Source organism: Geomicrobium sediminis (genome assembly GCF_016908595.1).
Classification (GTDB): domain Bacteria; phylum Bacillota; class Bacilli; order Bacillales; family Marinococcaceae; genus Geomicrobium_A; species Geomicrobium_A sediminis.
The window spans coordinates 1-21377 of sequence record NZ_JAFBEC010000024.1 but is presented as its reverse complement, the minus strand read 5'-3'; the positions used below and the strand labels follow the sequence as shown (position 1 = coordinate 21377).

Sequence of the window (21377 nt, the reverse complement as noted above, 5' to 3'; positions counted from 1 at the left end):
ATACTTTTCACCAAAAAAATCGTCATTGGAACCAATTCAAAGACCATAAGAGAAAGCCTTGGTTCACAGAACCAAGGCTTTCTCGACAATCTGACAAACGGTACAAACCCGTTTGTGTTTTTTTATCGTTTACGTTCTACTCGATTTCTTTGGCTTTCTAATAATAGAAGAAGGCCAAAACAAAAATACAAAACCAATAAACAATCCAAATAGTGGGTAATACAATGCATCAACATAAGACATAATATAAATCACTGTGAAGATAAAATAAGAAATGTACACCGAGGAATCTGAACCATACTTAAAAATGTACCACGTCGTCACAATGGCATAACCAAATAATAATATGGTAGTCCAATTAAATTGATGGTCTTCTAGATAACTTAAAACAGCAAATCCAAGCGTAAAAAATGGGTAAAACCATAAAAGTCCTGCAATTAAAAAGCTTACTCTTTCGTAGTTCTCCACTTTAGACCAGCCATAACGATAAAGTTGGTCAAGTTGTTCTTGATGTAACTCAACGTCATGAACCTCTTTGAGTTCGGCACTACGTACTTCAGTAGTAGAACCGTGTTCATTCTTTTTAGACTTGAATAAGCGTTTTACAATTCTCATCTCTTCTTTATCAATTTGATTAAGATCTTTAATTTCGACAAATTGTCCTTCACCGTTCGAATAATAGGTCGCTTTGTTTTGATAAACCAATGACGCTAAAAAAGTCTCGATTAACTCTTTGCGATTCGGTGCACCCATTGATCTAAACAAATAAAAGAACGGATCTACATCACCTTTAAAGCGACGATCTAATTTTTTGTATCGTCTTCCAACCCTGGCGATGTAACGCCACATCCTCACAACAATAACATAGACACTCAATAACAACGAAACGACTATTGAACCATATGTAACAATCGTTAGAATAAATTCGAGCATGCCGCTTTGAACACGAACCACTGACTCCTCATTAACATAAATCCAATCATCAACAAACTGATCGGCCTCGGGCACAACATCAAATGGAACGCCGACCTTTAATGGTAAATAGCCTATTGAAGAAAATCGGTAATAATCGGTCGTATACCTAATTGAATCTCGTTCAATAAAACGAAGCAAATCGAAATATTCATAATAATGATCTTCGAAAATGTTCAATGGCTTACCATTTTCTGTTTGGAAAATAATCTCAAAATCTTCAGTGAGATGGTGAACAATATCGAGTACAGATGGATTCATCATAGGAATTGTTGCCAAAGATTCTTCTGGAGCATCTTCTGTATAATACAAAACATCATCCCATACTGATTCCACAACAAACGTCCCTTGATGATCACTTAAGTCAAATACAAAACCTTCTGACGCTTCTTCACCTTGAATACGCGGTGCCTCATCATCTGCAAACGATTCATACTGCTCAGTTACATAAGCTTGGACGTCAATCGGTTGAACCTGTGCATGAACGTTATAGATTAACTGTTCATGATCTCCATGCAACTTAAATGCATGCTCAATATAGACTTTCCCATCTTCTTGAACTTCTAACGTAAGCACAACTTTTTCAAACTCTTCTTCGTGTAGATCTACGGCTTGTGCATCTGAATAAACCGTAAAAGGCAGAAGCATCAACACAAGGATCGACAAAATTATTGCATAATTCCTCATTACAATAGTCCCTTCTTCTTTGCCATACTTTTTTATCTTATAAAAAGAAGAAACCTTTTCCAAAAGGTAAAAAGAGGTAAGTCTTAAGACTTACCTCTTTTGCAATGATAAGTTCGGCACACCATTTAAAGTGAGTGCCGCGATATTTTTCTTTTTCCATTCTACGTGCGCAGCCGCACCAATCATGGCTGCGTTATCTGTACAAAGTGATAGTGGTGGAACGATCAACTGTACGCCAATCTTCTTCATCTTCACTTCCATCGCTTCACGAATTGCAGAATTGGCAGCGACACCACCCGTCAAAATCAGTTGCTTCGTATCGTACGACATTGCCGCTCGAGCTGCACGTTCAACGAGGACATCAACAACACTGCGTTGAAAGCTCGCGGCTATATCTGCTTTATTAATGTCCTCTCCACGTTGCGTTCGGTTATGAACGTAGTTTAATACCGATGATTTAAGCCCACTAAAGCTAAAATCATAGCTATCTTCTTCAAGCCAAGAGCGTGGAAATTCAATCGTTTCTTCACCCTCTTGCGCCAATTTATCAATTTGTGGCCCTCCAGGGTATGGCAATCCAATTGTACGAGCGACTTTGTCATACGCCTCACCGACCGCATCATCCCGCGTTTCACCAATAATTTGATAGTCACCTTCGTCCTCCATGTAAATGAGGGACGTATGACCTCCTGAAACGACGAGTGCCATCGCAGGGTACTCAATCGTTTGGACAAGGTTTGCCGCATGAATGTGCCCTGCAATATGATGAACAGGTAACAAAGGCAAATCGTTGGCATAAGCGAGTGCCTTTGCCGTATTGACACCGACGAGTAAAGCGCCAACAAGCCCTGGTCCTTCCGTTACAGCAATTGCATCGAGATCAGCATAAGTGAGTTCTGCTTCTTCTAAAGTCTTTTTAACAATCGTTGTCATGTTCTGAACATGATGCCTTGATGCAACCTCTGGTACGACCCCACCAAATTGTTCGTGAATGGCAATTTGAGATGCCACTTGGTTACTTATAATTTCTTTTCCACCACGTACAACAGCAGCTGCCGTTTCATCACAGCTCGTTTCAATGGCTAGAATTGTCGGATTGTTGCCCACTCCGCATCGTCCTTTCTACATCTCCAAAGTCATCACGTATGCATCTTCATTCGTATCTGTGTAATAGCCAACTTCAAGCCCTGTTTTGACAAATCCAAAATGCTGATACAGTTTTTGAGCACGGTGATTGCTAACGCGTACTTCTAACGTGACTTTCTTAACCCCGTACTTCACAGCTTCATCTAACATGGCTTGAAACAGCTCCTTGCCAAAGCTATGCCCTCGAAAGGACGAATGAATGGCGAAGTTCGTAATATGGGCTTCGTACATCACAATCCACATACCACCGTAACCAACAATTTGTCCGTGTGTCTCGATGACTTGGTAAGTTGCAAATGGATTTTTTCCGAGTTCATTTAAAAACGCTTGCTCTGACCAAGGCATTGTAAAAGCATCACGCTCTACAACGAGCACTTTCGCAATATCATCCAAATGCATCTTACGAACAGTTCGAGGCAACGATTGTGGATTTGTCATGATGATGACTCTTTCTTTATATTCTTCTCCGCTTCTGCCAATTGCAAATATCTTGGAACAACTGCATCTACGTTCGTTGCTGCTTCCTTTTGACTTGCAATCCTTAACACTTCACTTGGCTTTGTCCGATTGTCACCGTTTGCACCAAATATGGCATGCTCACCAAGTTCATGTGTAAGCGTTTCGCGGTGCAGATCTACATCCAAACTCAAAAACAACACCGAGCGTTCTTCATTTTTCAGTTCTTGTAACAAGTCTTCCAAAAGAAGTAGACGTTCTTCTTTGTACACAGTCAATGCTTCATCTTTCACTTCATACACCCCTGCATACACTTGTCCACGCCTTGCATCAATAAATGAACAAACTAGACCTTCGCGATACTTGCCATTTGAAGCAAGTGTTTCAAGTGTAGACACTTCAACGAGCGGTACGTTAAGTGAACTTGCCATTGCTTTCGCTGTTGATACGCCAATTCGAACTCCTGTATAAGATCCCGGTCCGGTTGTTACTGCAATTTTCGATAGTTGCTTTGGCTTAAGTCCAACGCTTTTTAACACGAGGTCAATGCCAGGCATTAACCGTAGTGAATGATTGGTCTTTTCATGCGTCGTCCACTCCGCACGAACCGTTTGATCATCTCCAACTGCCACCCCTAATACGTATGTGGACGTGTCCATTGCTAATATCATTGCCCAAACCCCTTTAGAACCTGTTCAAATCGCTCGTCTACGCCTTTAAACTGAAGCTGTCGCTCTTCATCACTCACTCTAGTTAACGAGATACGTATGGTATGGTCTGGCAGCTCATCTTCAATGATTGATGCCCACTCGATGAGCGAGACCCCTTCACCTTGAATCACATCAAATAGGCCAATCTCTTCACCTTCACCGTCATCTAAGCGGTATGCATCAATATGATAAAGTGGAAGGCGTCCTTCATAGTGCTTTATGATCGTAAACGTTGGTGAGTTAACATTTCCTTCAACGTGCAGACCTTTGGCAAAGCCCTTGCTAAAATGGGTTTTGCCCGCTCCTAAATCACCGTCTAACGCAAATACATCCCCAGCCATTGCTACTTTTGCAAGTTGTTCACCAACGTACATCGTTTCCTCTACATGTTTTGTATGAATTACGTATTCCGCCATGGTTCTCCCTACTTTCATCCATGCTTGTAGCCATCACGAGAAAGAAGTGTGGTCTGGTCTTGTGACGTCATAAAGACACCTTCGCCTTTATGAATGACCGTTCCAATTTTCGTTACTCGCTCTCCTATTTCCTTTGCTATTGTTTGAAGCGGCTGCCAATTGTCACGAGCGACAGTGCCTAGCAATTGAAAGTCTTCCCCACCGGTAAGAGCCATCTCAATCGCTTTTTGTTGACCAAAACGTTCGACCAAACCAGCAGAAAGTGGAATCTTCTCTTCAAGCAATTCAATTTGAACATGACTACTCTCTGCAAGTTCCCAGCTTTCACTTGCTAGACCATCACTAATATCGTTAAGAGCAATTCTCCACGGTAAACGGGCAATCTCATATGCCAGAGCCGTGTGCATTGCAGGTTTCTGATGCGCGGCTTTCCAATGCTCTTCTACATTCTCACCTTCTAGTAGCTGATGCAGACCTGCTGCAGAACCACCGAGGTCTCCTGTAACAAAGACAACATCGCCAACTTCAGCATGACTTCGCAACCGTGCTTTTCCTGAGTCCACTTCGCCAATAACAGTCACAGAAAGGTACAAACCTTTTTGTGACGTGACACTGTCGCCACCGATTAACTGCACGTTTTCATTACGAGCGAGCTGTTGCATTCCTTCATAGATGTCTAGAATCTCATCATCGGTCCATTCTTTAGGAACTGCAATTGTAACGAGATAATAGACAGGGATTGCTCCCATCGCAGCAATATCACTAATATTAACCGCAAGTGCTTTATAACCGATATCACTCGGTTTCATCGTCTCACGAGTGAAATGGACACCTTCTGTGAGCGTGTCTACACAAGTGACGATGTCTTTACCAATCGTTGGGGTGAATACTGCAGCATCATCACCAATTCCAACTTTTGTTGAGGAGTGGTTCACGTTTTCTAATTGTTGTATTTTGTTAATGAGCCCGAATTCGTCCATTAGGGCATCTCCTTATTGTCAATGTCGAACATTATTTTATCATAATACGAAGATGGATGTATTTTTAGGCATAAAAAAAACAAACGATTTGCCGTTTGTCTGAGTCGTTGGTTATTTAATTTACTAAAGATTGGATGTCGAATGACATTTCCATTAAATACCGGAATTCTTTCTCGCTAAGAAGCAAAAAAAAATCGACGTAGTGTCGAGGGTATATTGGTTGCACCATTGGCACTACAATCCCCTCTTCCTTCGAAGAGTATTCGACGTAGTGTCGAGGGTATATTGGTTGCGGGAGGAGGATTTGAACCTCCGACCTCCGGGTTATGAGCCCGACGAGCTACCAGACTGCTCTATCCCGCGATATTATGAATGACCTGGCAACGTCCTACTCTCACAGGGGGTTGCCCCCCAATTACCATCAGCGCTAAAGAGCTTAACTTCCGTGTTCGGCATGGGAACGGGTGTGACCTCTTTGCCATTGTTACCAGATCAGTGTGACTGTATTGCCCTGCGCCACGTTTAATAATATATCATGGGGTTTTACATAACGCAAGTGTTTTTAAAAACTTTTTTTATTTCTTTGCTATAGATAATGCAATTTGCAATGCTTCGCGAACCTCTTCTGAATGCTCAAGCCCTACAGACATGCGGACTAAGCCCTCTGTAATGCCTAGTTTTTCTTGCAAAGGTTTTGGAATACTTCGGTGAGATGTTTTTAAAGGATAGGAAACCGTTGTTTCTACTCCTGCTAGTGTTGGTACGATTTTGATCCATTGCAACTCTTTAAAGAATGTTTCAATATCATAGCCTGCTCCCAAATCGAAACTCACCATCGCACCGTTTCCTTTGTCGCTCAAATTCATAGGATAATAAACCTTAACCCCTTCTTGCTCACGCAGATACGTGGCTACCGATGCTGCATTGTCGCTTTGTTGCTTCATTCGTACTGCGAGAGTTTTTAAACCACGGACCGTCAGCCATGCTTCAAACGGACTCACATTCATCCCAAGTTGAATGACCCGCTTCTTCGCTTTCTCCATCCATAGACTCGTTCCTACGAGCACGCCTACGGTCACATCACTATGACCCCCAATATATTTAGTAGCACTATGTACAACTAAATCTGCACCCAGTGTCATCGGTTGCACGAAGTACGGCGTCGCAAATGTATTATCGACCATCACTGCAATGTTATGGTTCTTTGCAACTGCAATCACTTCTTTTAAATCTTCTACTCGTAGAAGTGGGTTTGTTTCCGTTTCTGTATAAATCAACGTTGTTTCGTCCGTAATGGCGGCTTCAATTGCGCCTCGCTCATTAAATGGTGCTGTATTAACCGTTACGTTCCAATCCGTTAAGAATTGATGAAACAAATCATACGTCCCACCATACACATCTTCAGGAATAAGCATATGATCACCAGGCTTTACGACCGCCAACACTCCCGCTAAAATTGCAGACATGCCGCTTGATGTTGCAACGCCCTCTGGTGCCTCTTCTAAACTAGCAACCATTTTCGCTAATTGGTCAGTATTGGGATTTCCGTACCGCGTGTACATATAACGCTCTTCATCGGTAAAGAAACTTTCCAAGTCATCTAAATCTTGAAATGAAAATGCTGATGTTTGGTAGATTGGAGTCGTTTTACTATGTAGATCATTTTTCTTCCCTGCTTGTTGGTGGATTGCTTTGGATTCGAAATACTTCATCGTTCCCACTCCTTTTTCTGAATAGTTTACCACAATAACGCATCATAGATATAGAATCAATTTCTTTTAGATAAATCCAGTTAAAAATCGATTCTTAAATCTAATAAGAAAAGGCGCTCCACTTTACTAGAGCGCCTCCCCTCTATTCACTACGATACTTTTTTCCAAACATCCCACTCACCAGAATGACTTGGATTTTCTCCGCGTGTCCACCATTTTGCCTCGTATAGCTCTCCTTCGTACCATACGCGGTCACCTGCCGTGTACGTTACCGTCTGCGACCATTCTTTGTACCCATCGCCTTCATCTGGTTGACAATCAGCGACAACTTGCCAGACGTCCCATTCACTCGAGTTCTCTGGGTTCTCGCCTACTGTCCACCACTTTGCTTCGTAGACAACATCGTTGTGTGTCACTCGATCACCTTTCGTATAAACGTCCGACTGTTGCCATGTGTCGTATTGACAACTGACAGCGTCTTCCTCAACCCAGGCAAAGTGATTCGCATCTCGCATACCAGGCGTACCGAAGTAACGTTCAAGCGAACCTGTGATGACAACTTCTTTTTGCAGGTGATCTGGATGATCAACGAGGTTCAATCCATTGCGTACTGGCGTCTGATTAACCAATTGTACTGGTAGCATGTTGCTTCTGTCTGTTTCATTCGGATCATCAGCTAGTAACAGATTAGACGGTGCATGCTCGCCTTCACCTAATACGACTTCGTTGTTCTGAATACTCCCTATGATATATCCACGTACTGCTCGCTCACCTTGATTGTTCTGAAGAGCTTCTGCAACCGTCCATGTTCCTGTTGGGTCTGGTTCAACGTCTTGACCTTCAATTGTAATTCTTGAACCTTCTTCATAATTGATTGGACCGCTTTGTTCTGTCACATAATCAACGACTTTTTGCCATACCGGTCCTTTTTCTTCAATGAGCTCACCGAGATTATAGAAGGAATTGCTATGCATAAAATCATTGTAAGCAACCACATAAGCTTCATCATCTTCTAATTCTGAACCATCAGGAAGAACAATGTCTACACTCTCAAATCCACTACCAGATTCTTCTGGTATAAGCGTATAAGATAACCCAGATACTTGCAGGTCCACGCCTTGATGATAATTCGACTGCTCTAAAATCACTTCCTCAATGCGTTCACCCGTTGTCTCAACAACGACAACTTCATTCCCAAACCCGTCAAGAGCTTCGATTTGTTCATCTGTAATTTCACCAGGAGGGATTTGACCCGTGACCGATGAAGCATTCAAAAATGCAAAATCAGCATCTGTATCGTCGAGGATACTGTCGGTATACAAATTACCTAAACCAACATCTTGGAAAGACTTGTTCTGTGAATAGAGTCCCGTTTCTGTTGAACCAATGATCGTACCTGGAATTGGTCCCGATGGATCAATGGTAATTGATATACGTTCCCCACTCGCATAATCCAACGTTTCACCTTGATCGGTCATCATTCTTGCCCAATCAGTCATGGCATCCGTCATGAAGCCTACCGTCTCTTGTAAAACCTCTCCTTCGAACTCATAACCTGAGCCACCTGTACCGATGTAATCAGCAACAGCCACTGTATAGGTTTCTTCATCTTCTAAAGGAGAACCATTAATTGTCATGTTCACATCTGATAATTGTCCAGTCATCCCTGTAAGAATTTCATATTCCATGCCTGAGACTTGCAAATCGATTTGGTTACGTCCATCACGGCTATACGAATACTCCAGTACATTCCTAATCGCTTCACCTGTCATTTCAATCGTCATAATTTCATTTGCAAACGGCTCAATCGTATAAATTTCATTTAATGTGACGTCACCGCTCGGTATGCTATCACGAATTCCCCCGTTGTTTGTAAATGCCACGTCTGCTTCTGCCCACTCTCTCATTGCATCGGTCCAGAAGTTTCCGAGTGGAGCGTCTTGTTGGAACCGTCCATCACGACTTAATCCATTCTCAGAGTACCCAATAACTTCACCTAACACTTCGTCCATCTCTGAGTTGTAATGATCAATAACGGCTTGTACATCTTCATTCATCGTATCAAGATCTGCGACAGGAATGAGTGTACCATCCACTTCAGTCACTTCATTGTTCTCAATTGCAAGCGTAAGTTCGCCAAGGTTGTTTAAATTCGAACCAGTTTGAACAATGGGCGTCCCGTTTACGATTTGAGGAGAGTTCAATGTTGTGTGAGAGTGTCCACCAATAATAACATCGAAATAATCAACATCTTCAGCCAATTGTCGATCTTCGTTATATCCGATATGTGTGAGTGCAATAATGACATCCGCTTCACTCGTCAACTCTTCTTCATAAGCTGCTGCAACCGCCGCATAATCACTATCAAAGGACATACCTTCAACGTTCGCAGGTGCCGTTGCTGGTGGTGCTTGTGTAATGCCGAGTACGGCTACAGATACTCCGTCAAGATCAATCATTGTATACGGTTCTGGATTGTCTACGCCTGTCTCCCCTGTATCTACATTTGCTCCAAGCCATGTAGCAGTAGACGTATCCATGTTGTTTATCAGATGGTCTTGCCCGTAATCGAATTCATGGTTTCCTATCGTTAGTACATCAAGATTCGCCTCATTAAATGCTTCGATCATTGGAATGCCATAGTTCAAATCAACCACTGGGTTTCCACTTGCATAATCTCCTGCATCTAAGTACAAAACATTGTCGTGCTCTTCACGAACTTGGTCAATGTAACCTGCAGCTTTACCAAAGTTATCAAACGTTGCGTGAATGTCATTCGTATGTAGAATCTTTAAAACTTCACTTTGCTCTGCATCTACCTCACTTGATAAAGCTAGTGTGGCGGTTAAAGCTAGACCAGCTAGTGCTGTTACTTTTGAATAACGAACGATTCTCCCTCTCATAAACTTGCTCCTCTCCGTATAGTCGTTTACAAGTTAAGAATAGCAAATGAGTGGTTCCATTCGTGAATAGAAGAATAATTGATAAAATTAAGTTACTAATACCCGGTTTTATAGACCTATACCTTGAGTGCTTGCATTACTTTTATCTCACTTCCAAAAATAAATGCGAATACCTTTAAGGTCTTCGCATGTCATAACTTAGGTTCGTTTCATTGCGTCTTCTTTTCTTCGTTGAATTTCATCCACATACCCTTTGTAATGTTTATCGATTGTAAAAAACGACAGGCAAATGAACATTAAAATGGAAATGATAATCGGCAAGAAGATTCCGATGAAGATAATCGTCTGCAAAGCCAATGGCGTCTGTTCTGCTGCGGTACCTAGGTAACCTCCAAAGCTTAACAGCCATCCAATGGATGCTAACCCTACTCCGGTACCTACTTTAATCCCAAAACTAGCCCCACTATTCACAAGGCCAACCGTTCGTTTTCCTGTTTTGTATTCGCCGTATTCTGCCGTATCATTAATCATTGCAAATAACACAGCAAACGTCGGCATAACACCAACCGCTGCGATCACATTCCCTATAACAATAATGGATACATCAAACGGGTTGATAATCTTAAATGCATTACCAATAATACAAATAACAATTCCGATTAACACAGTGTTTCTCTTCCCGAACCTCAGAACAAACGGACCAACAAAGAACAACGTAATGACCATTGGCAATATAGATGAGATTCCGAGCAACGGATAAATGCTTTGGTTTTCTAATACCCACGTTGCATAGTAAAGACCAGATCCTTGGTTAACAGCGATTAATGTATAAAACAATATGCAATACACTGTAATAACAATCCAATATTTGTTTCTGAATAATGCAGAAACCCCCTCTTTTACACCAACCGTCTCTAGGTTAACAGGGATCACTCGCTCTTTCGTTTTTAGAAAGGTGATATAAAGTAAAACGACCGCAATGGTTGCATAAATGATAGCGACTGTTGTCCAACCAATTGCTAATGCAAGAGGTTGCGTGATGACTGTAACGATTAAAGCTCCTGATAAGTTCAAAATGGTTGAATAAATGTTTGCCATCGAACGACTTTTAGGATCGAGTGTTAACATTCCCATGAGAGACTTGTACGGAATTGAAATAAACGTGTACATAATAATAAATAAGAAAAAGGTGACGTAAGCATAAATCACTTGATTGGAAAGCGTCATCTCCGGTACTGAGAACACAGCCACAATCGCGATTCCTAATGGCACCGATCCCCAAATTAACCACGGTCTCGCTTTGCCGTGCTTTGATTTTGTTTTATCGACGGCAACGCCCATTAAAATATCCGTAACCCCGTCAAACACGCGACTTACGAGCATTAAGGTCCCTACCACTCCCGCAGCTAAACCAACAACATCTGTATAATAAAACGTTAAAAATGTCCCGACCATCGTCCATAGAGAAAACGTTGCATACGCCCCAAAGCCATAAAACCATAATTCTTTTTTTGGAGGTACTTGCATGTCCAAATTCGGTTGGGCCCGTGAAGTGATCTCTCTGCTTAACATATGATCCCCCTTTTAAATTAAAGCGCTTACATTATTGATTATTATGAATATTATCATATAAGTCGCGCTTTTCCTATACTTATTTCATATTGTAAGGGAATCTTTTTACAGCATTCATTCAAAATCGTATCCATTTAACGATTAACATAAGGTAGGGGACTCATCACCTAGAATGAAAGTCTGGACCTCATCACACATAGAAATGTTTCATTACACAATACCAATCAAGTCGCGTTTTTCCTCTGTTGAATCTCGTTTAAATAAGTCGCATAGTGCTTATCAAGTGTAAAAAATAGCAAACAAATAAACATCATTACTGAAAGGACAACCGGTAAAAAGATAAAAATAAATTTAATGGATTCTAAAGCTGATGGCACTTGCTCTTCTGCTGTACCAACGTATCCTCCGATACTCAGCAACCAGCCAATCGATGCTAGCCCAAGGCCTGTCCCCACCTTTATACCAAAACTAGCTCCACTATTAATTAATCCAACAGTACGTTTCCCCGTTTTAAATTCGCCGTATTCCGCTGTATCATTAATCATCGCAAACAAAACAGCAAACGTTGGCATAATGCCAATCGCTACAATGACATTTCCTGTTAATATAATCGCTAGACTATACGGATCAATGACTTTAAACACATTGCCTATCATACAAATGACAATACCGACTAAAACCGTGTTCCGTTTACCAAAACGATGAATGAGTGGTCCTACAAAAAACAACGCGATAATCATCGGTAAAATTTGAGTGATTCCAATGAGTGGATAGACTTGTTGATTATTTAAAATCCATGTCGCATAATAAAGACCTGAACCTTGTACAACGGCAACAACTGTATAAAATAAAACACAAAATACTGTGATTACTACCCAATATTTATTGCGGAATAAAGACACTAATCCTTCTTTTATTTTGATAGGTTCACTACTGACTGAAACGACTCGTTCTTTTGTTTTTAGAAAGGTAATATAGAGCAAGACTATGGCGATCACTGCATAAATTACAGCTACTGCCGACCAACCAATTGCACTTGCTAACGGTTGAGTGAAGACCATCACGAGCAACGCACCTGAGAGATTTAATATCGTGGAATAGATATTCGCCATCGAACGACTTTTCTGATCAAGTGTAAGCATCCCCATTAACGATTTATACGGAATCGCAATTAACGTATACACAGCAAGAAACACGAAAAAAGTAATATACGCATAGCTAATCTGATGTGAAACAGATAGGTTAGGCACAGAAAACAAGCACACGATGGCTATTCCTAGCGGTAACGAACCCCAAATCAACCAAGGCCTCGCCTTGCCGTGTCTGGACGTTGTTTTGTCAACAGCAACACCCATTAAAACGTCCGTTACCCCATCAAAAATTCGGCTCACAATCATTAATGTACCGATGACCCCTGCTGCTAATCCAACAACATCTGTATAGTAAAACGTTAAAAATGTTGAGACCAATGTCGACAATGAAAATGTCGCATAGGCCCCTAATCCTTAATACCAAAGCTCCTTTTTGGGCGGTACTTGCATGTCCATCGTTTGCGAAATGATCGGTTTCACTTCTTGACTTAACATTGCACCCTCCTTTTTGCAAAGCGCTTACATAACTTAATATTTTGAATAGTAGCATATTTATAATGCTTTTCCTATCTTTATTTTATTGATTCAACAGCTTCGACAATCTTTTCTACATACGAAAGACCGGTCGCATTTGCAACCGGTCTTTCTTTGTTAGTGGTGTTTCGGATGAAATGTGTGGCAATCAGTTTCCATTCGCTCTGTCGTTCGATCTTCTGCGTTTGAAACGACATAAATTCGATCCGCTTCGCAATGGTTACCTTCGCCCCAGTGAACACAGTTTTCGACTTCACACAATACTTCTTGAGCCATTGTCATTCCTCCTCACGAGCTAGTGTAGACAAGTGAAAGAGATTTTACACATCAATGCAATAGCTTATTCGTGACGTAACGCCTCGATTGGATCGAGTTTCGCTGCTTTATTCGCCGGTAACAACCCGAAGACAATCCCAACAAACATTGAGAAACCGACACCGAGTAAGACGACTGGGATGGAAACGAGGAATGGCCAGCCTGCGATAAGCGAAACCGTATTCGCAACGCCTGCTCCGAGCATAATTCCGATCAATCCACCGATTGTTGTAAGCGTCACAGATTCAATTAGGAATTGAAGTAAGATGTTTCCCCTCGTTGCACCAAGGGATTTTCTTAACCCAATTTCACGCGTTCGCTCTGTCACTGATACGAGCATAATATTCATAACACCAATTCCACCAACGAGCAGTGAAATGCCTGCTACACCGCCGATAATCATCGTCGTAACATTCGTTACTTGCGAGATTCCTTGTTCAATCTCTTCCATGTTTAACACTTGGTATTCACCAGAAAGAGTCGATTGATCGTTAAGGTAATTGGTCACTGCATGGCTTGCTATCTCTATATCATCAGCGCTGTTTGCTTGTACGTTTAACATGTCCATGTTGTCAGTGCCATAAAGCATTGGCCATGAAGACTGAGGAAGCAATACTTCATCAACTTGGAAGGCGAAGAAGCTTTGATTCTCACGTTCATGTACGCCAATGACTTCAAACGGTACACCTTCGATGTTAACAATTTGACCGACGGCTTCATCATTGGCCGCAAACAACTCTTCAACAACACCTGTACTTAATGTAACGACTCTTCGTCCGTTATCTACATCTCGGTTATCAAGGAGCCGACCTGAAGAAGCTGTAAACTCATTTAAGTCATAATAATTCTCGTTAATGGCGAGGATTTGTGCCCCTGCGGCTTCTTGATGATAGACAACGTTCGTTGAATTATATGCATAAGCAATCACTTGATTAACAGACGGCATTTCTTGAATTGCCCGTAAATCCTCGGTTGTATACGCGACATCGTCATACGCATCATAGTCCATTAACTCTTCATCTGGAGGCATATAATACACTTCAAACGTATTGTTCCCACCACCAGCAAATTGCGAGGTCAGTACCGCCTCCCCGCCCTTACCAATTGCTACTACCGTAATGACAGAGCCTACCCCGATAATAATTCCGAGCATCGTAAGCATGGAACGTAATCGGTGACTCCATAAAGAACGAAGGGCCATCTTTACACTATCGAGGAACGACATTCTCATGCCCCCGATCTTTAATAATCTCACCGTCACGGACAGTTACAATTCGCCTTGCGTAGTCTGCGACTTCTTGTTCGTGTGTAACCATAATCAGTGTAGCTCCCTCATGATGAAGTTGTGTGAACAACTCCATAATTTGAGTTCCCGATTTGGAATCTAGAGCACCTGTTGGTTCATCTGCTAATATGAGGCTCGGTTCATTAATTAACGCACGTGCGATGGCAACTCTTTGCTTTTGACCACCAGATAACTGGTTCGGTAAATGGTTGACTCGATCTTCTAATCCAACCTTTTCTAAAGCAAGACGTGCCCGCTCTTTGCGTTCTTTTTTCTTAATCCCACCATATATGAGAGGCAATTCTACATTCATCATCGCCGAGAGCTTCGGTAAAAGATGAAACTGTTGAAAAACGAAACCGATCTGAGCATTGCGGACTTTTGCCAACTCTTTCTCAGGTTGTGATGCCACATCTGTCCCATGTAGTAAATATTCACCTGAAGTCGGCTGGTCAAGGCACCCAATCATATTCATGAGCGTAGATTTTCCAGATCCTGATGGTCCCATAATCGCGACAAACTCATTTTCTTCAATTTTAAGATGAATATCATTTAAGACGTGAAGCGTTTGATCCCCGTTTTTGTACTGCTTGTCAAGATTCTTCAGGTGGATCATTGACGACTACCTCCATGCCTTCATAAATCGTCTCCAATGGTTCTAAGTCAATCACGGATTCGCCCGCTTCAAGACCAGATAAGATCTGTACACCTTGCTCATTGGTAATGCCCGTCTCAACCGCTTGCATTCTAGCAATGCCCTCTTCTACTTGATAAACATAATTTTCTTCGTCACCAGTAAATTCGTTGTATACGGTCTCAATCGCTGAAGCTTGTACAACAACAGCATCGGCTTCTGCCTCAACTTCGAAGTAAACATTCACGTGAAAACCGTGTAATAAGTCTTCAGACTGATCATGCAATTGCACTTCAAACGGGTATGACGTTACATTCGAACCTTCAGCTTGGATTGACTGTTCTTCATCCGCAGGTGTCGAGCCTAACCGTGCTAAAAACCCTTCAAATGTCTGATCAGGTAATACATTCGCTTCAACTTCTACCTCCATCTCCTCATGGAGCTGGATAAGATCATATTCGGTAACGGTTCCGTTTACGTTCCAAAACTCATCGGATTGGATTCGAATTAACGGTTGTCCTTCTTCGACTTCATTCGGATAATTAGCGTGTTCTACAATCCCATTTACATCGCTATATATTTCATGAAGTTCTTGATCTTCAAGATATGCGATCTCTTCTTCTTGTTCACTGTACTGTAAGTTTGTAAGTCGTCGTTGATACTCCATCGCGTCACGTTCATTTTCAAGTTGACGAATGACTTGATCCGTTTGATCGAACGGATCATCATCATCACGATTACTTCGCTCTGTACTAATTTGTGACTCAATGGTAGAAATTTGATCGTTTTGTTGCTCCATTTCAACCATCAAACGATCAAGGTTGTTACGCAGCGACACGAGCTGTCGTGTGATTTCTTGATTCTCATACGTGATCAGCACATCGCCTTCAAAAACCTCTTCGCCATCATTAACATGAATATCATAAACGGTACCATGTTGAGCTTCTTCGAAAATCGCCTGACTTTCTCCTGGTTCAACTCGACCATTTGCAATAATTGTATCGTATAATGTTTCTTCACTAGTAAGTACGTTCGTTACGACGACTGGGTCATCTGTCGTCATACCTTCAGATAAAATATAGCTATTTCCGACCATAAGCCCACCAAGCATTAGTAAGCCTATGAGAATCCCAATTCTCTTTTTCATGTTATTGCACCCCTTGCATCATTGAGAAATAGGTGTAAAGAGCAATAAGCGTCATAACAACGAGATAAATAAGCGTTGTCGTGAGTACTATGTAGCGTGTGCTCTTGGCAGTATTCACCTTAAGTGCAAAAATCTGCACGATAAAACACCCGATTATAAGGAGGTTAAACTGGCCAAAGAAAAACGATAAAAACGATTCATCAAAAGCCAAATGCGCCAAATAACCGAAACTTGTTACAGAATATTGATGCTCCAAGCCAAAAGTTATGTAATAAGGCAAATCAAGAAGCAATGTTACGATATAAATCGGCAAGAAATAGCTGAATATTATAAACAGCCTCTTAAAACCTACGTCTTTATAAAAAATCCAAAATACAAGAGCTAATAGTAACACGGCAAGAATAGCCATTCCGATTGCAAACACACCGCTTAACGCTGTTACAACCGTCACAAGCATCGATGCTTCATCGTAGCCAATCATTCCTGCCCCTTCAGCCACAAAGGTCTGAATGAGATCTTCTCGGATAAACCACTGACTTAAGAACGTCAGAACCCCGACTAAAAGTGCACTTACGATTAATCTCCAAGCTAGTCCTTTCGTTGCTTCAGATTCTTTTAACGTAGAAAAATGTCTTTTCGTGTCAAAAAGCCCACGCAAAAACTTAACGTGATGGATCATCTATGTACTCCCCCTATGTAACAAAAATCAAATCGTTAGATTTATTATCAAAAAAATACTAATCCTTTCTTATTATGACAGATTTCTCATTGTGTACAATATCCTTTATAAAATCTTATTATAAGAAAATCATATAAAAAATGGCAAAAGCCTAATGCTCTACGAATAGAACATTAGACTTAGATTGTTAATAACTATTTTCTGTATCTTCTAATGTGACTTCATCAAACACGAACCGTGAGTTTGCATATCGTTTAAAGCCGTCCACATGCTCTCCAACCGCATCAATGTTTTGTGTGAAAGAGATATAATCGACAGGTACCTCTTCAGCAAGTAGTGCTAACGCTTGATGATAGAGTTGCTCTCGTTCGTCGATGTCAGTTTCATTTCGGGCTTCTTCAATAAGGGAATCAAATTCATCATTCGTATAAAAGCTACGATTTCCTGGTGCTCCTTGGTTTTCTGAGTGGAATAAGGAGAACATGGTAGCATCAGCATCAACTGTTCCAGAAGACCAACCGAGCAAGAATAAATCATGTTCTCCATTGGTCAATGCATCGAGATAAGCTGCCCATTCCATATTCTCAATCGTTACGTTTACACCAATAAGACTGAGTTGATCTTGAATGACCTCTGCAATTTGAACACGTACTGCATCCGCATCATTTGTCCATAAATTAATGGATAACTCCCCTTCAGAAAAACCCGCTTCTTCTAGGAGTTGTTCTGCTCCCTCTGGGTCATAATCAATCGGTTCTTGGTCTGGGTTACTACCAAAGACAAGATCGTTAATAGGACCCGTTGCTTCGCTTGCATAGCCTTCATAGATTCCTTCAATAATAACTTCTGTATCAATTCCTTTTGAGATTGCTTGTCGAACAGCGACATCATCAAGAGGTTCTTTTTGTGTATTAAATCCTAAATAGGTCATAGACAATGTATCATTAATTAAAGGCTCCGCATTTTCAAGACCTTCAACGCGCGATATGTTTACTGGTTCGATTCGTTCAATCGCATCTGCTTCACCATTTTCAATCATCGCAATTCGTGTTGATTCTTCTGGTACGACCTTAAATGTTACTGAATTCAAATGAGGGTGCTCACCCCAATAGTCTTCGTTTTTCGTAATGACTAGTTCATCCCCTTGGCTCCAGTTTTCAAATTTGAAGGGACCTGTACCAACAGCTTCAATATCTAAATTCACATCGCCTTCAATCGCAGCAGGACTAATCATGCTTCCGATATTGTGAGCTAGGTGTGCTATGAGTGGGGCAAAAGGTTTCTCTGTGATTATCTGTACCGTGTAATCATCAACAACAACAACCTCTTCAATATCCGTTAAATAATCAGCTCTTGGGGCAGCAGTCTCTGGACTAAGAGCGCGTTCAATATTTACTTTCACTGCCTCCGCATTAAAAGGCTCGCCGTCATGGAACGTAACATCTTCACGAAGAGTAAATTCCCACGTTAGCTCATCGAGCTGTTCATAGTCACTTGCAAGCCCAGGAACAAGCTCCATATCCTCATCACGCTCGACTAATGTTTCATACATCGTCCAGTTCACAACATTCGACGGAACGTCACCTGCCATATGTGGATCAACCGTTACAGCATCAGCCGGTACCGCTAGAATAAAGTCGCCACCTTCTGGTGCTTCACTTTCCGCTACCGTTTCTTCCTCTTCAGTTGCACTTGACGTTACTTCTGGTTCTGCATCATCTGAACAGCCCACTAATGCGAAGGCAAATGCCGTTGTCGCTGCTGTAAACCCTAGTTGCTTTTTCATCTTCTGTCCCCCTCAATTAGCGATATAATTTCTCTAGAAATTCTGCCATTGCTGTATATGCGGTTACTTGGTTTTGGATTTTTACGATGCCATGCCCTTCATCTTCAAACCGGATGTACTCAACAGGATGATTTCTCGCCCTTAACTCTGTAATCATTTGCTCCGTTTCACCAATTGGTACTCGGGGATCATTTGCACCGTGAGATACGAGTAATGGAGCTGTAATCTTCTCTGTATGGTGAATCGGATCAATTTCATCGAAAAACACACCGTCTTCTTCAATCGTCCCATACTCGCTTTCACGAAGCTTTCTTCGCCAAGGTCCTGTATTCTCTAAGAAGGTTCTAAAACTCGAGATTCCAACTAAATCAATCGCGCCGGTAAACACATCTGGGTAATGTGTAATCGCCGCAAGTACCATAAACCCACCATAACTACGACCGATGACAGCCACCTTAGATTCATCGACAAGCGACTCTTTCTTCAAAGCGTTCGCAATCTCAATTAAATCTTGGACAGAATCCATTCTTTTTCTTACATCATCTAAATGGATATACGTCTTGCCGTATCCCTTACTACCACGTACATTCGGCGCACATACGACGTAACCTAATGCAGTTAATGATTGAATAACCGGATGATACTCCGCTTTTGTCTGCCCTTCTGGACCACCGTGTACCCAGAACACAAGTGGTGCATCTTCTGTAAGCTCTTTAGGCTTGTATAAAAACGACGGAACACGTAACCCATCAAATGACTCGATCGTATAAATCTCTGGTTCGACGAGAGACTTCTCAAAGTTAGGATCAACTGATGTGCAATACAAACGCTCTAACTCACCGTCTTCAATCGACCATTTATAAAGATCCGATGTTCTCGTAGGACCATTAAAAACAATTGCAATCGTCTTTGAATCACTAGACCAAGACATACCAGAGATTGTCCCAATTCCTAAATCAAAGGAACGTGTCTCCCCTGTAGCTAAGTGATACACTTTTCCTCGATCAATTCCACCTTCATTGACGGTATATGCGAACCATTCTTTCTTCTCATCAACGACTAAATTCTCAATGTCCCAATCTTCCTCAATCATAAAAGTTAATTGTTTTGAGTGAAGGTTGAACTTCGCTACAGTGATAAACTCATGTTGATGATTTGTTAATAAGTAAAGATCTTCACCTGTTTGTGAAAAGATCGGTGTGTCATAAGAACTGATTGCTTCGTCTTCAAACCACCAGTCAACTTCTCCAGTATGTAAATCCAACAAGCCGACGTTGTTATACAAGTTGGTAAACACTTCTTGAACAACTAGTTTCTCATTACTCGGATGCCAGCCTAGTACACGATACGTGCCATCCCCTTCAAAAACTCTCGTAGCAACTTTACTCTGAAGGTCCATCGTATACAAATCATAATAATAGGCATTGCGCTCATTGCTAGCATAAGCAATTGCTTTGCCGTCTGGAGAGCTGCCACCAAATACATATAACGCATCATCTTGTTTCGTTAATCTCTCAATTCTTTTATCTTCATCCACATAATACAGCTGTTGCCTTTCATTGCCCTCAACATCCATCCCTAGAATAAAAGACTCACTGCGAGAAACTTTCTTAAAAAACTGAATTCTGTCATTTGTCTCAAGCCACTGCGAGCTATCATTTGCTTCTTCATCATACTTCCAAATCTGAGGAAGATCTGTTTCATCGCTAATATAAAACAAATGATTGCTTTGATAAACTGGATTCTGCACCTTCGACACTTGCAAATAATTCAAAATACTTTCTGTAGCAACCATACTTCACCATCCTTTACCTTCTATTTTCTATATCTAAATGGTACCTCATGATAACAAATGTCAGAAAAAACAGCAATATCATTTGTTAAATAATCTTTCATATATTTTCTAACAACTATTACATTTGAAAACTATTAGTAACGATTACAACAAAAAACACGAAGTTCTTTTGAACTTCGTGTTCGCTTGCCAGGCAACGTCCTACGCTCACAGGGGGTTGCCCCCCAATTACCATCGGCGCTAAAGAGCTTAACTTCCGTGTTCGGCATGGGAACGGGTGGGACCTCTTTGCTATCGTCACCTGACTATGAAAATGATTGTTACATCTTCCGGGGAAAATCTCTGTCGAATCTCTTCGTCCAGTCGTTTCTCTGCTTCTCACGTATCACGATACGCTCCGATGCTCGTAACTTCCTGTCCTCGATCTTCTCGGACCTTTTCGTCCTCAGATTTAACCTTTTTTGAGAGTGTCGTTCTCTCAAAACTGAATAACGGATTCGCAAGACATTTGACCGGATTTGACCCAGCAACCTTAAAAAGTTTGTGGATAAATCCTC

General features: G+C 41.4%; 16 protein-coding genes, 1 tRNA gene, 2 rRNA genes and 1 pseudogene. All 20 read right to left on the bottom strand.

Annotated features, from left to right (window positions below; genetic code table 11):
• Positions 1–129: 129 nt before the first annotated feature.
• The 20 genes and pseudogenes from JOD17_RS20640 to rrf (JOD17_RS20545) all read right to left on the bottom strand — a co-directional run bounded on the left by JOD17_RS20640 (position 130) and on the right by rrf (JOD17_RS20545) (position 21125).
• On the bottom strand, positions 130–1659 hold the full coding sequence (locus JOD17_RS20640; RefSeq protein WP_204699826.1) for a hypothetical protein: 1530 nt from the start codon (positions 1657–1659) through the stop codon (positions 130–132).
• A 90-nt stretch (positions 1660–1749) separates the two neighbouring features.
• Positions 1750–2766, bottom strand: a complete 1017-nt coding sequence (gene tsaD / locus JOD17_RS20635) for a tRNA (adenosine(37)-N6)-threonylcarbamoyltransferase complex transferase subunit TsaD (RefSeq protein WP_204699825.1) — start codon at positions 2764–2766, stop codon at positions 1750–1752.
• 15 nt (positions 2767–2781) lie between these two features.
• On the bottom strand, positions 2782–3243 hold the full coding sequence (gene rimI / locus JOD17_RS20630; protein ID WP_204699824.1) for a ribosomal protein S18-alanine N-acetyltransferase: 462 nt from the start codon (positions 3241–3243) through the stop codon (positions 2782–2784).
• Positions 3240–3932 (bottom strand): tRNA (adenosine(37)-N6)-threonylcarbamoyltransferase complex dimerization subunit type 1 TsaB, encoded by a 693-nt coding sequence (tsaB, locus tag JOD17_RS20625; protein WP_204699823.1) that lies wholly within the window; start codon positions 3930–3932, stop codon positions 3240–3242. The genes rimI and tsaB overlap by 4 nt, the downstream gene beginning before the upstream one ends.
• Positions 3929–4387, bottom strand: a complete 459-nt coding sequence (tsaE, locus tag JOD17_RS20620) for a tRNA (adenosine(37)-N6)-threonylcarbamoyltransferase complex ATPase subunit type 1 TsaE (protein WP_204699822.1) — start codon at positions 4385–4387, stop codon at positions 3929–3931. Before tsaE ends, tsaB begins: the two co-directional genes overlap by 4 nt.
• Before the next feature lie 14 nt (positions 4388–4401).
• Entirely contained in the window at positions 4402–5367 is a 966-nt protein-coding gene (thiL, locus tag JOD17_RS20615) for a thiamine-phosphate kinase (RefSeq protein ID WP_204699821.1), read from the bottom strand.
• A 286-nt stretch (positions 5368–5653) separates the two neighbouring features.
• Positions 5654–5730, bottom strand: a tRNA-Met gene (locus tag JOD17_RS20610).
• A gap of 12 nt (positions 5731–5742) precedes the next feature.
• A 5S ribosomal RNA gene (rrf, locus tag JOD17_RS20605) occupies positions 5743–5859 on the bottom strand.
• Between the two features lie 83 nt (positions 5860–5942).
• Positions 5943–7079 carry a trans-sulfuration enzyme family protein gene (locus JOD17_RS20600; protein ID WP_204699820.1) on the bottom strand — a complete coding sequence of 379 codons (1137 nt, stop codon included), beginning with the start codon at positions 7077–7079 and terminating at the stop codon, positions 5943–5945.
• Between the two features lie 149 nt (positions 7080–7228).
• Entirely contained in the window at positions 7229–9982 is a 2754-nt protein-coding gene (locus JOD17_RS20595; protein ID WP_204699819.1) for a 5'-nucleotidase C-terminal domain-containing protein, read from the bottom strand.
• 198 nt (positions 9983–10180) lie between these two features.
• The gene (locus tag JOD17_RS20590; RefSeq protein WP_204699818.1) at positions 10181–11554 is read right to left on the bottom strand and encodes an MFS transporter; all 1374 of its coding nucleotides are present in this window, start codon (positions 11552–11554) and stop codon (positions 10181–10183) included.
• Positions 11555–11778: 224 nt separating this feature from the next.
• Positions 11779–13047, bottom strand: a pseudogene (locus tag JOD17_RS20585) (MFS transporter); the annotation flags it as partial.
• A 249-nt stretch (positions 13048–13296) separates the two neighbouring features.
• The gene (locus JOD17_RS20580; protein WP_081831900.1) at positions 13297–13455 is read right to left on the bottom strand and encodes a DUF1540 domain-containing protein; all 159 of its coding nucleotides are present in this window, start codon (positions 13453–13455) and stop codon (positions 13297–13299) included.
• Positions 13456–13519: 64 nt separating this feature from the next.
• Positions 13520–14719, bottom strand: coding sequence for an ABC transporter permease (locus JOD17_RS20575; protein WP_204699817.1), 1200 nt, complete (start codon positions 14717–14719; stop codon positions 13520–13522).
• Entirely contained in the window at positions 14703–15395 is a 693-nt protein-coding gene (locus JOD17_RS20570) for an ABC transporter ATP-binding protein (protein ID WP_204699816.1), read from the bottom strand. Before JOD17_RS20570 ends, JOD17_RS20575 begins: the two co-directional genes overlap by 17 nt.
• Positions 15373–16560 (bottom strand): efflux RND transporter periplasmic adaptor subunit, encoded by a 1188-nt coding sequence (locus JOD17_RS20565; protein WP_204699815.1) that lies wholly within the window; start codon positions 16558–16560, stop codon positions 15373–15375. Before JOD17_RS20565 ends, JOD17_RS20570 begins: the two co-directional genes overlap by 23 nt.
• A 1-nt stretch (position 16561) precedes the next feature.
• Positions 16562–17239, bottom strand: a complete 678-nt coding sequence (locus JOD17_RS20560; RefSeq protein ID WP_204699814.1) for a hypothetical protein — start codon at positions 17237–17239, stop codon at positions 16562–16564.
• 187 nt (positions 17240–17426) lie between these two features.
• A complete protein-coding gene (locus tag JOD17_RS20555; RefSeq protein ID WP_204699813.1) occupies positions 17427–19025 on the bottom strand; it encodes a glutathione ABC transporter substrate-binding protein in 1599 nt (532 codons plus the stop codon).
• A 16-nt stretch (positions 19026–19041) separates the two neighbouring features.
• Complete coding sequence (locus JOD17_RS20550; RefSeq protein WP_204699812.1) at positions 19042–20820, bottom strand: S9 family peptidase; 1779 nt, start codon at positions 20818–20820, stop codon at positions 19042–19044.
• Positions 20821–21008: 188 nt separating this feature from the next.
• Positions 21009–21125: ribosomal RNA gene (gene rrf / locus JOD17_RS20545) — 5S ribosomal RNA — on the bottom strand.
• Positions 21126–21377: the final 252 nt, after the last annotated feature.